We start from the raw sequence: 12,317 nt of genomic DNA, 5'->3' as shown, positions 1-12,317 counted from the left end.
TCTACCTTTTGATGAAGTATAATACATCACAAATATAATTAAGACAATAAATTATCTTGCATATTACCTATAAATAAGTAATATTTACTTCATAATTATACTTTAACAGGAATTATTATTAAATCATCCGATTAAACAACCCAAATTCCGAAAACTTTATGGCAAAAAATACCGGCTTAGACGATTTAGACTTAAGAATCCTACAAATCATTCAGAATGATAGCCAAAAAACCTTAAAAGAGATCTCAGAGCAAGTAAATCTATCCCTTAGCCCTACGCATGATAGAATAAAACGCATGGAATCAGATGGTTACATTCAGGGATATGTAGCTTTATTGAATAGAAAAAAACTAAATCTAGGCCTACTTGTCCACTGTCAGGTGACATTAGAGAAACAAAACAGAAAAAACTTTAGAGAATTCGAAGAGGCCATTCTTGCCTTTCCGGAAGTAACGTCCTGCCATTTAGTTTCCGGGAATTTTGATTATTATTTAAATGTAGTAAGCGCAGACGTAGAAAGTTATAATCATTTTTACCAGGGAAAATTAGCGGTATTACCCTCTGTCGCGCACATTAGTACCTTGTTTGTGATGGATGAAATAAAACAAACTACGGCATTGCCCGTGTAAATTTTGTATCTTTGTATTTCTATTTGGGATCGACCGGTTTTGACAGCTTATGTAGTCCGGTTGTAAGCACGTCGGGAGTTGTAGGCATTTCCTGTTTAAAAAACCTTCAAATTATAGCTGGCAATACTTCGTATGCCATGGCTGCTTAGTCTGATAGACTAACCAATTGCCATCGTTCAGCCCTGTCTAAGCTCTGCCGACGGGGGATTCTGAGCGTCGACACGCAGAGTCGCTGTTTCTGATTTCTCTAATGATTCAGTAGTACCCAGAGGATAAGTGTTAGGTAAGGTCTGATTTGAACCTATCTATCATCGAAAATTAATCAAATCTACACGTGTAGAAAGCATCAGTTCTCTAGGTTTGGACGAGGGTTCGAGTCCCTCCGATTCCACAAATTATTTTTTTCATTAAAAAAAGCATTCAGAAAGTCGCCAGACTAATCGAATGCTTTTTTTAATATGTCTCTGTTATATGAATTAAACATTTTGAAATATATTTACGTTTATTAGAAAAAACCTCCTTATGAAAATATTCTATTCAATCCTTTTTTCGTCAATTACCTTTTTATCTCTCGCGCAAACGGACAGCACTGAAGTACTGGAAGATTACAGCAATTATGGCGAGGTGGATGGTGTTAAAAGGTACGCTACCCAAAAAGTGCTTAATCAAACTCCCGCTAAAATCATTAGTTTAGGCTACGATTATACCGGTGAATTTCACATGCCTGGAATTCGGATATCTGAATCGCTATCTGTTTTAGAAGATAAACACGTTAACCAAGTCGATGTCTTCCGAGCACAGCTAAATATTCCCGTGATAGCAACGAACAAACTTATATGGCAATTAGGCGCTAATTATTGGGGTAGTAAATTCCAAGTGATGAAACCAGGTGTTAATTCATTTGCAAATCAATTAAATCAATCCTCTTTACTAAGTGCTGGAGTAAATACGACCATTTTCAAACCCCTGAATGAAACTAATTTCATTATTTTACAAGCAAGTGCTGATGTAAATGGCTTGTTTACACAAGAATCTAAAATTTCTTCGAATGCATTAACATTGAGTGCTACAGCAATTTATGGGTGGAAGAAGTCGGAGAAAAATATGATTGGAACCGGTATCGCTCGAACCTATCGGGCAGGAAGACTGATCTATGTTCCTGTATTGTTTTGGAACAAAACATTCAATGACAAATGGGGAATGGAATTATTAATCCCTGCAAAAGGCTATGTTCGATACAATATTAATACCTCTAATATGATTCAAGCTGGATTTGAACTAGAAGGAAATCAGTTTTCTATGCCTATTCCTTCTACCCAGACTGGTCAATTCTATATACAGCGTGGTGAATTTAAACCGAGAATCATGTGGGACAAAAAAATCACCGGCTTTCTATGGTTCAGTGCTCAAGTGGGCCTACGTTATAACTACCGATTTGATGTAATGAATAAATACGATGGAAAAGAAGATAACGAACGGTATTTTAGCAGCAAATTAGGAAATCCGCTCTTCGTCAATTTTAGTCTAAATTTCGTTTCTCCATAAAAAAAGGCTCTTTAGGAGCCTTTTTTTATTATTACTTAGCTACTTGCTTTGTCCAAGTATCTGTTCTGCCTATTAAAGAGACACCTATATAACCACGCACCTCTAAGGTATTAGCATTAATTAAGCGCATTGTGGAGGAATAGGTATTTCCATTCTTAGGATCATAGATATTTCCATCATCCCATAAATTATCTCCCTTAGGGACAAATCCCCAAATATTAATCAAGCCTAATACAGGTTTAGTCCTAGCAGTCGGCTCTTCATTATTTTTATCTAATTTAGGCTTACCTGTTTCGGGATCATTTGGTTCTTTTAACCAAACTACTTTCCCTTGGTATTTACTTCCATTTTTATAAATTCTTACCATGGCATTACCCTCGCCCGATTTCCAAACGCCAATAATAGCATCTGGATTCGTTTCAAAGGCAGTTAAAGTAAAAGATTGAAACAGAAGTCCAATAAACACAAAGGATACTACTTTTTTAAATTGCAACATAGTTTTCATCATAGAGTGTATTTATAGTTAAAAAATCGTTTTCTGAGCAGCCATCTTTTCGATATCGGCGACAGATCTAGGAGATCCTTTGGAAAGATTCACATTCCCTGTTTCCGTAATTAAAATATCATCTTCGATACGAATACCGATGTTCCACCATTTCTTATCGCATTTACTTCCTGCTGGAATGTAAATACCAGGTTCAACAGTCACAACAACACCTGCCGCTAAAATGCGAGGGCCTAAATCATGTACGTCTAAACCTAAATGGTGCGACGTTCCGTGAGGAAAATAGGTACGTGCTTCTTTTTCGTTAGCTGCGATTCCTAGTTTAATTAAACCTGCATTAACTACAGCGCGAGACGCAGCATCTAGGTCACTAAAAGGTGCACCAGCTTTGCAAGCCGCAATACCTGCATCTTGGGCCGCTAGAACGATCTCGTACAAAGCCTTTTGCGCCTCAGAAAACTTACCGTTTGCTGGAACAGTTCTGGTCACATCCGCTGAATAACCATGGTATTCTGCCGCACAATCGCTCAATAAAAGATCACCCTCTTTCACCGTCTTCAAATTCGTGATATAATGCAATACGCAGGCGTTTTCTGCCGCACCATTGATACTATTATAACCTGGATATTCTGAACCCGCGTTTTTAAAATGATATTCCATAATCGCCTGCGCCTGGTATTCTTTCATTCCTGGCTTAATCGCACGCATCACGTCATTATGACCTAAGACACTAATAGAAGCCGCTTTTTGGATTAAAGCAATCTCTTCTGGAAGTTTGATTCCTCTTAAATTTCGTAAGGTATTTAAGGCCGATCTAGAGGCCAAAGGTTTAGCAGAAGACGTCACTAAACTATCGACTAACGAAGCCATGCGTGATAAAGGGTCTGGCTTCACCTGGTATTTAGTAAAAATTCCTTCCGTACGGTATAAAGTATAAACCGAGTCTACAGCAGCTAAAGAAATGGATGATGCATTAAATTGATCATTAATGAACACATTTTCCATCTTACTCTTAGCTTTGAAACCTTCGGTTCCTAAAATTTTACCTGTCCATAATTCCTTGAATGGATCGCGGTTTTGGACGAAAATAAATTCCGTTCCCGTTTTACCGAGTAAAGTCACAGGTTGCTTAAATAACAATAAAACGGCATTAGGTTCTTCTAATCCTGTTAAATAATAGAAATTCTTATTCTGAGCATATTGAAACTCCGTGTCATTACTGCGTTGACGAGTCTGAGAGGCAAAAAAGATCCCAACTCCTTTATCGGACATCTTTTCCTTAAATGCGGCACGACGACCCGCGTGAAATTCAGGACTTAAATAATCCGATGGATAATCTTGAGCAATGGCAGATTGAAGTGACATGGTCGCGAACAATCCGATGATGAGGTGTTTGATTTTCATGAAAAAAGAATTTGAATCAGAAAGATAATAAAAATGGTAACATAAGAAGGGAGCTTTGATTTAATTTTTTTGGCCAAAATACTAACTCAGCCAAAAACCGCATAAACCCTAAGCCACTATCACTAATAAGCTATTTAGCTTTTAAGATTTCTGATCCCGCTAATAAATAACAGCCGACACCAAAATCCTCGAAATTAGGAACGGAGGTCTTCGTCACCGGCTGACTGTCTTTAGGCTCTTTACCTGTCCCTTGAACAAAGGATAAAAAGCCATTGGGTTGAACACAGGAATCAATAGCTGACCAGCCTTTATCGACTGATTTTTGGTATTTCGATGCGGGCAATAATCCTTGACGGATGCCCCATGACATGCCATAAACAAAAAGGGCTGTTCCTGTTAATTCTGGACCACCAAAATTCGATTCATCCGTCAAACTCACATTATAAAATCCATCCTTGCGCTGTAAAGGCACTAAGGCTTTGGCCATGTCTTGAAAATCCTTCACATACTCCGCTCTAAATGGTGCATTCGCAGGCATCAAATCAAGTGTCCGCGCTAAGGCCGCAAAAACCCATGCGTTTCCTCTAGACCAATAGCAATTCGTTCCATTAGGTTCTTTATAGGGCGGAATGAAGTCCTTATCTCTCCACCATAAATGTTCCTGCTGATTATACAATTTCACTTTGGTATCCGAATACAAATCATGCATTTTCTTAAAATAGCGATCATCCTTAAAGCGAACGCCTAAACGGGTGTAAACGGGCATACTCATTTGAAGACAATCCACCCAAGACCAATCATTCGCCTTTTCTGTCGCCAGCATATTATCAATATTCTCCTTAATCGGCTTAATACGTGCAGAATCTGCTTTTAAATCGAATAAGTCCAAATAAACTTGGCCACAGGCTTGATCATCCGCATTTCGCGTTTTCAAACCGTTACGTAAAGACCAATGGTGAAATTCTCCCCAATCCTCCATGTATTTAAGGTCAGACGCTTTAGGATCCAGCTTATATAATTCAATTAAGCCCTCGTAAAAGACGGCGCGTGTCCAGATATTGGATGGACGCGTTTTATCTGGGCTAACAATTACCTTCGTTACATCCGGCCAAATACCTTGAAAATAGGATTTAGCCAAATGCATATTTGCCAGTACCTGTGTGCGATCTGGCTTTGCGGCGAAAACACTTAATGGTAATAATAAGAAGAGTAATTTCTTCATTAGGCTAAGTAAAAGATAGGTGTCAAATCGATAGAAACGGGCGAATGATCTGTATTTGTCTCCATAATGTCAGCCATATAGGCCCACCATTTTTTCATGATCTCCTGTGCTGGCAAAGAATCTAAAGCGGCTAAATCAGATGCCTCTAAATAAGCAAAAAGTGTTCGTGTGCTTTCATCCAAGAAAATGGAATAATTTTGAATACCTACCTGACGCAATAATTCAACCAATTCAGGCCAAATTTCATCATGTCTTTTCTTGTATTCAGCCGAATGACCGGGAAGTAAATACATTTTAAACGCCTTTCGCTGCATAAGAATTGATTTCTTATAGAAGGCGCTTACTTGCTAATTTTACTCAGATATCCGTTCGGAAAATGCTTGCAATGCCGCATCATCGAAGCCTAAATGAGTCACAAAACGAACATAGGATGGGCCAAAAGGAGCACAATAGATTCCTTTTTCTTTCAATTCTGCTACTTTAACGGAAGACGACAATCCATCTTGCAATTCTAAAATAACAATATTGGTAGCAACAGGTAAAATAGCTTTCACCCAAGGGAGTTTTTCACAAAGGGAGGCAATGACACGAGCTCGGGCATGATCTTCTTTTAAACGCTCTACCTGGTGATCTAATGCATAGATTCCAGCAGCAGCTAATAACCCGGCTTGTCGCCATCCTCCGCCCAAACGTTTCCTAACCCGACGCGCTTTTTTAATAAAATCTTTAGTGCCTAATAGCACAGAACCTATAGGAGCCCCTAATCCTTTCGATAAGCAAACAGAAATAGTGTCGAACCAAGCACCAAATTGAGCTGGCTTTGTGCCCGTTTCTACCATGGCATTAAAGATACGTGCCCCATCTAAATGAAGTGGAATATCCACCGAGCGACAGAAATCTGAAATTTCTTGCAAAGCTTCAGAAGTGTAAATACTCCCTCCTCCTTTGTTTACCGTATTTTCTAAGCTTACTAATCGACTTTCACAAGCATGAATATCATCAGGAGAGATGGCTGAACGGATTTGGGAAGCAGTCAAACGACCTAAATCTCCTTTCAATAGTTTTACAGAAGCCCCCGAATTAGCCATAATTCCTCCGCCTTCATATAAATAGATATGGGATAATTCATCACAAATGACTTCTTGACCTTTAGAAACATGAACCGAAATGGCTATCTGATTCGACTGTGTACCCGAGACGCAAAATAGAGCTGCTTCCATAGTAAAAAGCTTCGCCACTTTCTCTTCTAAGGCATTTACGGTAGGATCTTCACCAAAAACATCATCACCCAAAGCGGCAGAAAACATGGCCTCCCGCATGCCTAGCGTAGGTAAAGTAAAGGTATCACTGCGTAATTCGATCTTCATGTTAAAACTGCTTTAGATAGGACAATTTAGCTAAAAAACTTTGTTGCATCTGCTGGGTACTATCGGATCCTTGGTAATTCAAGGAATTCAAAACTACATACACGTAGGATAAGGGTTGGTATTCCCAAGCTAAACGCATATTCACTGAATTCAAATTATCCGTCGTATTTTTCTGATAGAATCCGATTAATTGCAGGCGCGGATTAATGGCCAAACGAGTCTCTAAAATTAATAAATTTACTTCTTTCGTTTCTCGAGCAGCACCCATATTCTCAAATTTGCCCCAATTCCAAGATAGACCTAGATTTACATGTGGTATGGGAGCAATTCTGAATTTAGTATCTACATTCTGCAACTGACCGTTATAATAGCCTCCCCAACCGTATTCTGTGGACCCTGAATATTTTGCACTAGGGTCGCTTGCTAACAAAAAGCCTTTTCTGAAATAAGAATAATTACCTGGATTAATCTTAATTCCTACCGGACTAAACGTATCCTCTAAATTTTGAACACTTGCCTCAATATACCCCCCTAAAATTCCTCCATTTTGTAAATTGAACCAAAGCGGTCCTGATATAAGACGCTGTTCAATAATATTACCCGTCTTTAAACTATGGTATAATTCCGTATAGACACCTGGTTGCCAGAAACGAATAAATTTAGGCAACCATTTTCCTCGTACATTAAAATCTATTCCTTGTGAATTAGAAAGAATATTTCGGCGAGAAACAAAACCCATGGCCGGATTATATTGATCTGAAACCAAGGTATGAGTCCAATAAAGGGTCATTAAATTATTTTTGTACAGAAATTGACCATAATCTGCAAAACCTTGTTGTCCTGTTCGACTATCCTGGGTTAGCGTTGCCATGCCACTGAAAGAAAATTTATCGTTAAATCGCACAAAGGCATCCACAGCACCTGTTGATTGAACGGATGATGGGGATGATTTAGAAGTCACAATCGCTCCTAATCTATTTTGCTTACCAAAATTCTCCGAATAACGTCCCACAAAGAAATTAGTAAACGGATCACCATCTCCCTCCCCTTGGCGCATATAAATACCCCCTACATTTCTTTTTTCTGATCGATACACAAAACGCGACCCAGCCGTTATGGCAATCGGGTTCACATTTGCATCTAAACCAATCTTTCTACTAAAAAAGGGCTGAATATACATGGACCCACCTATAATCTCATTTATTGGGGCTAAGCCTGCAGAAAAGAGGGACGCATTCTCCAAGAAGAATTGGCGACGTTCCGGAAAAAAGACCGAGAAACGGGAAATATTATTTACCTGACGATCCACGTCTGCCTGGGCAAAATCCGTATTAAACGTAAAATCCATGACCGAGGTAGGACTCACCACCCACTTAATTTCTCCACCTAGTTTGAAATCATCGGTCACGGAGTTACCTATTTCTGTACCCTCGGAATTTTTAGATACTTGAAGTAAATAAGGAATAAAACGAATATTCGTCACCGTAGGAGGTGGCGGAATAATGCCCGTTAATTTACCTGCATAATCCATACGCAAAGGACTCATCGAACGCGGAACTGGTGACCAAACAGCTAATTCATTACTCGCGCGTCTTACCCGAAATAAATTTAATCCCCAATCTTGCGCTTTCGTTCCATCGGTCTTAGGGTAACGTAAAGTTTGCCAAGGAATAGCAAATTCAGCTACCCAGGAAGAATCCGAACGATGCGTTCTAACTCGATATAAACCATCCCAATCGATATCGAATTGACGGTCATCAAAGGATAATAGATCTCTTTGTGCCCCATAAGCATTCGATTGCAATACAATCGCGTTACGTCGATCATTAAACCCATCGATAGCAATCCCAAACAAATCGTTTTCAACGAAGGTATAATCTCGTTTCAAATTAGGCGCACGATATCCATTCTTTCCAATCGTATCCTTCAGGATAGCCGCAACGTACAGGAATTGATGATTGTAAAGCATTTTGACCTCTGATGAAAAAGAAGCCTTACTACCTTGAAAAGGTTCCACCTGATAGTCTAAAGAAACAGACGGAGCCTTAGCCCACTCGGATTCATCTAAATGTCCATCCGCTTTTAAATTGCGCTCAATCTTAAGCGGCTGAAATTCTTTCCGCGGTGTAATAGGACTAAAGACCTCTTGCGAAAAGCTACAAAAGGAGATGAAAAGTAAAAGGTAACGCATTTATTTTTTGATGAAGGATAAAGAGCAAACTCGGATAAATAAAGGTAATCCGACTAATACCATAGGCCAAAACTGCAAACCACACCACACCGTACCTAGTAAACTTAAAGCCGTAACCGCGTAAAGGTAGAACTTCCACTTGACAGGATTTCTAGCAAACCAAATAACCAAGGGGAAATTCATCGGGAACAGCATCAGCGAAGCAGGATTCCAAGCCATTACCTCATGATTCGTAGCCGTTCCTAAAAAGAAAACAAACCAAGCTAATACACCAACCACGCTAAATAAGGCTACATCAGCGGCATAAGGAAACTTATGTTTAAACGTAAAAAATCCGACTAAGGCCGTTAGAATTAGTAAAATTACATAAGGTCCAGTAAAATCAAAACCAGCTTCTTTTGCTATTTCTGCATCGAATAAACTCACTGGATTCGCTGAAAGGCCTTTGGCTAAGTTCGTAGCAGAGGCTAAATTATCGGGTAAATAACAAGATTGAGAGGCTGTTGCCTTCACGTTAGATGGAACGCCTAAAGCTAAATTCATTCCCAACGTTACCCACGAATTAGGAGCTAGGTATTTATTCATCCAATCCCGATACGACTTGCCTTCGAGTGAAGGATTCTGCGTCCAAGTGTATTTACCTGGTGCATTATTCTCGATCATATCTCGTATCCGAGTGGAACAATTGTCGTAGAAGAATTTATAGGCATATTCCCGGTTTTCAGGCAATAAATTCGTTTCTAAAGCCTGAAAGATGGCATTTTTCTGGAGGGAATCTAGCTGCAATTTTTGGGCAATCATTCCGCGTTTTTCGTATTGCGCATTATAATTAAACTCGTCCTGCATCGAATGCACCGAAATCGTGTAGGGTAAAGTTCCCATCAAAAATTTCAAATAGAAATTCTCCGTTTTGAAATCAAAAGTTCCATAACTATAGGCGCGATCAATTCCATTTGTAGGATCATTAATCCAGAGAATCGTATGGCCAAAAGCGGCGTGAAGCTCTTTTCCAGGTGCCAATGTCACTAAAACCACTTCGGCCTTTGAACTCAATTGAGCTTTAGCAGACATAGTTATCAACAAGAATAAAAGGATCTTCTTCATCTATTTTCCAGCAATTACAATCACAATTTCACCCCGTACTTTATCCGGATGTGCCGTAAAATAAGCTAACACTTCTGTAGCCGTACCGCGTACCATTTGTTCGTGCAGTTTACTTATTTCTCGCCCGACCAGTATGGGTCTTTCCGCAGAGATAAACTCGATTATTTGTTCCAAAGCCTTCACCAAACGATGCGGCGATTCATACAGAACAATGGTTCTTTCTTCTTCAGCTAATGCCTTCCAGCGTGTTTGGCGACCTTTTTTATGAGGCAAAAAACCTTCGTAGATGAAACGATCTGTCGGAAAACCTGAATTAACTAAAGCGGGAACGAATGCCGTGGCTCCTGGTAGAGATTCCACTTCAATGCCATTATCCACGCAAGCCTTCACTAAAAGATAACCGGGATCTGAAATCCCGGGAGTACCCGCATCAGAAATCAAGGCTAAACTTTTTCCTTCCTTCAGCATCTTAATTACCCCAGGCACACCCATGTGTTCGTTATGAGCATGATGTGAATAAAGAGGTTTGGAGATATTCAGGTGCTTTAAAAGTTGACCGGAATTTCGCGTATCCTCTGCTAAAATGCCATCCACTTCGCCTAATACCCGAATAGCACGCAAGGTGATATCCTCTAAATTTCCAATGGGTGTAGGTACTAGGTATAATTTCATTCCTAAATTTAATTAAATGACCTGAAACAAAAAAAGCGAAACTTTCGTTTCGCTTTTCGTTCTGGTAGAGAGTGAGGGATTCGAACCCCCGGACCTGTAACAGTCAACAGTTTTCAAGACTGCCGCAATCGACCACTCTGCCAACTCTCTGTCTCCTTAAGAGAATGCAAAAGTAAGGCGTTTTTCCACATTTTGCAATAGCTCTCTCTAAAAATTTAGATAAAATTCAAGATAAAATCTCTTTTACCTTGAAAATCAAGGCCATCCGGAATCCAATTTATTTCTATACCCGCACGTTCCATTTTTCTGAAATAGGTCATTTGGCGCTTAGCGAATTGATGAATGGCTGATTCCAGTCCTTTTTCGAACTCCTCACGCGAAATCACTCCTTCCACAAAATTCACGATCCACTTATATTCTAAGCCCATCCAACGCAATTCCTCAGGATGTACGCCCTCGAATAATAGCTGTTGCACTTCCTCTAACATGCCTTCTTTTAAACGAGAGTGTAATCGTTTCGAAATTTTTTCGCGACGCAAATCTATGGATGGATTTAGGCCAAAAACGGCATAGTTAAATTGAATATCTAAGGGTTCAGACAGGAAATGAGGTACGTGAGAGAACTGGTAATTCGCTAATAAGGATTCGATATACAATCCTGTTCCGCCACACAAGATAGGTTGTTTTCCTCGCGCAAAAACGTCGTTAATCGCATCAAAGGCAGCTTTTTGAAAATGAGCGACGGAGAAGGCCTCTCCTATTTCGTGGCTGTCGATTAAGTGATAAGGAATAAATCCATATTCTTTAAAGTCTTTTCCGGTTCCTATGTCTAAGCGCCTGTAGATTTGACGTGAATCTGCAGATATAATCTCTCCATCTAAGGCGCAGGCTATTTCTACTGCCAAAGCCGTTTTACCGCTCGCCGTAGGACCTAATAATACGATTAGCTTCTTATCTGTAGACATAGCGTAGTTTCAAATTCCCCTTAGTAATCCTATTCTCAAAATGTATCGGTTCTGTCTCTCCTATTTTAGTAAATCCTACAGATAAAAATCCCTTACCCGTATTCCATTCCTTGTCCACATAGGTCATCACATTGTGAAGTTCCGGGTGAATATCTTTATAAGCTTGTAAGAATTTCGTCAAACCACCTACGAGGCGAATGCTTGATAAAGTGGCGATTTCGGTGAGTTCGCCAGACAAACAGCCTGCTAAACCCGACTCTTTCATGAGGAAGGATTTTCCAAAAACAGCCACCGCCAGTAGCGGATGACCCTCGAACAAAAATGAACTCTCAATTCCTCTAAAAACACGGTGAGGTGGGACAATGCACCCAAAATAACTAGATCCCTTAATAAATCCCTTCACGTGTTCCTGGTCCAAAAAATCACGGGCCGTAAGAGCATCAATCGGAACGATTCGGGTATCCCGTGCAAAAACGGAACGCAAGGGAGTCGTACGAGCGATGAGTTGTTTTTCGATTGAAGCGCGGCGCAATAACCACTGATCTTCCCAAATACAAATATCCCAATCCTCTGAATTCCCTGGCATCGCTTTAACACGTACCTTCGTAGGCTCGTGATTCCACAATCCTTCGCCTATCGATTGAAAACCGATAGAATGTAAAAAAAATGCAAGGCTGTTGTTGAACTCTTTTGGCATAAAACGTGTAAATATA

General features: G+C 39.8%; 12 protein-coding genes, 1 tRNA gene and 1 other RNA gene. 3 read left to right on the top strand and 11 right to left on the bottom strand.

The window, feature by feature from the left end:
• Positions 1-158 precede the first annotated feature (158 nt).
• From ACST14_RS00785 to ACST14_RS00775, 3 genes are all read left to right on the top strand, one after another.
• Positions 159-629 carry an Lrp/AsnC family transcriptional regulator gene (locus ACST14_RS00785; protein ID WP_459459590.1) on the top strand — a complete coding sequence of 157 codons (471 nt, stop codon included), beginning with the start codon at positions 159-161 and terminating at the stop codon, positions 627-629.
• 25 nt (positions 630-654) lie between these two features.
• Positions 655-1,023, top strand: a transfer-messenger RNA (tmRNA) gene (ssrA, locus tag ACST14_RS00780).
• Positions 1,024-1,151: 128 nt separating this feature from the next.
• Complete coding sequence (locus tag ACST14_RS00775; RefSeq protein ID WP_459459588.1) at positions 1,152-2,174, top strand: DUF6268 family outer membrane beta-barrel protein; 1,023 nt, start codon at positions 1,152-1,154, stop codon at positions 2,172-2,174.
• Between the two features lie 31 nt (positions 2,175-2,205).
• Here ACST14_RS00775 and ACST14_RS00770 read toward each other — a convergent pair whose 3' ends face one another.
• The 11 genes from ACST14_RS00770 to ACST14_RS00720 all read right to left on the bottom strand — a co-directional run bounded on the left by ACST14_RS00770 (position 2,206) and on the right by ACST14_RS00720 (position 12,301).
• Positions 2,206-2,682 carry a DUF2147 domain-containing protein gene (locus ACST14_RS00770; RefSeq protein ID WP_459459586.1) on the bottom strand — a complete coding sequence of 159 codons (477 nt, stop codon included), beginning with the start codon at positions 2,680-2,682 and terminating at the stop codon, positions 2,206-2,208.
• 15 nt (positions 2,683-2,697) lie between these two features.
• Complete coding sequence (locus tag ACST14_RS00765) at positions 2,698-4,083, bottom strand: aminopeptidase P N-terminal domain-containing protein (RefSeq protein ID WP_459459584.1); 1,386 nt, start codon at positions 4,081-4,083, stop codon at positions 2,698-2,700.
• 130 nt (positions 4,084-4,213) lie between these two features.
• Positions 4,214-5,305 carry a glycoside hydrolase family 88/105 protein gene (locus ACST14_RS00760; protein ID WP_459459582.1) on the bottom strand — a complete coding sequence of 364 codons (1,092 nt, stop codon included), beginning with the start codon at positions 5,303-5,305 and terminating at the stop codon, positions 4,214-4,216.
• Positions 5,305-5,598 carry an L-rhamnose mutarotase gene (gene rhaM, locus ACST14_RS00755; protein WP_459459580.1) on the bottom strand — a complete coding sequence of 98 codons (294 nt, stop codon included), beginning with the start codon at positions 5,596-5,598 and terminating at the stop codon, positions 5,305-5,307. Before rhaM ends, ACST14_RS00760 begins: the two co-directional genes overlap by 1 nt.
• Positions 5,599-5,658: 60 nt before the next feature.
• Positions 5,659-6,672, bottom strand: a complete 1,014-nt coding sequence (locus ACST14_RS00750) for a threonine aldolase family protein (RefSeq protein ID WP_459459578.1) — start codon at positions 6,670-6,672, stop codon at positions 5,659-5,661.
• A 1-nt stretch (position 6,673) separates the two neighbouring features.
• Positions 6,674-8,863: a carbohydrate binding family 9 domain-containing protein gene (locus tag ACST14_RS00745; protein WP_459459576.1), complete on the bottom strand. Its 2,190-nt coding sequence runs from the start codon at positions 8,861-8,863 to the stop codon at positions 6,674-6,676.
• Positions 8,864-9,967: an Lnb N-terminal periplasmic domain-containing protein gene (locus tag ACST14_RS00740; RefSeq protein WP_459459574.1), complete on the bottom strand. Its 1,104-nt coding sequence runs from the start codon at positions 9,965-9,967 to the stop codon at positions 8,864-8,866.
• Complete coding sequence (rsmI, locus tag ACST14_RS00735; protein WP_459459572.1) at positions 9,968-10,639, bottom strand: 16S rRNA (cytidine(1402)-2'-O)-methyltransferase; 672 nt, start codon at positions 10,637-10,639, stop codon at positions 9,968-9,970. It lies immediately after the preceding gene.
• A gap of 62 nt (positions 10,640-10,701) precedes the next feature.
• A tRNA-Ser gene (locus tag ACST14_RS00730) sits at positions 10,702-10,789 on the bottom strand.
• Positions 10,790-10,854: 65 nt separating this feature from the next.
• Complete coding sequence (locus tag ACST14_RS00725; protein ID WP_459459570.1) at positions 10,855-11,604, bottom strand: tRNA (adenosine(37)-N6)-dimethylallyltransferase; 750 nt, start codon at positions 11,602-11,604, stop codon at positions 10,855-10,857.
• Positions 11,591-12,301 carry a hypothetical protein gene (locus ACST14_RS00720; protein WP_459459568.1) on the bottom strand — a complete coding sequence of 237 codons (711 nt, stop codon included), beginning with the start codon at positions 12,299-12,301 and terminating at the stop codon, positions 11,591-11,593. Before ACST14_RS00720 ends, ACST14_RS00725 begins: the two co-directional genes overlap by 14 nt.
• Positions 12,302-12,317: the final 16 nt, after the last annotated feature.

The sequence above is a fragment of the Aquirufa sp. A-Brett2-15D genome (assembly GCF_054558735.1).
Note: the sequence above shows the minus strand (reverse complement) of the source record. Positions and strands in the feature narration are given on the sequence as shown.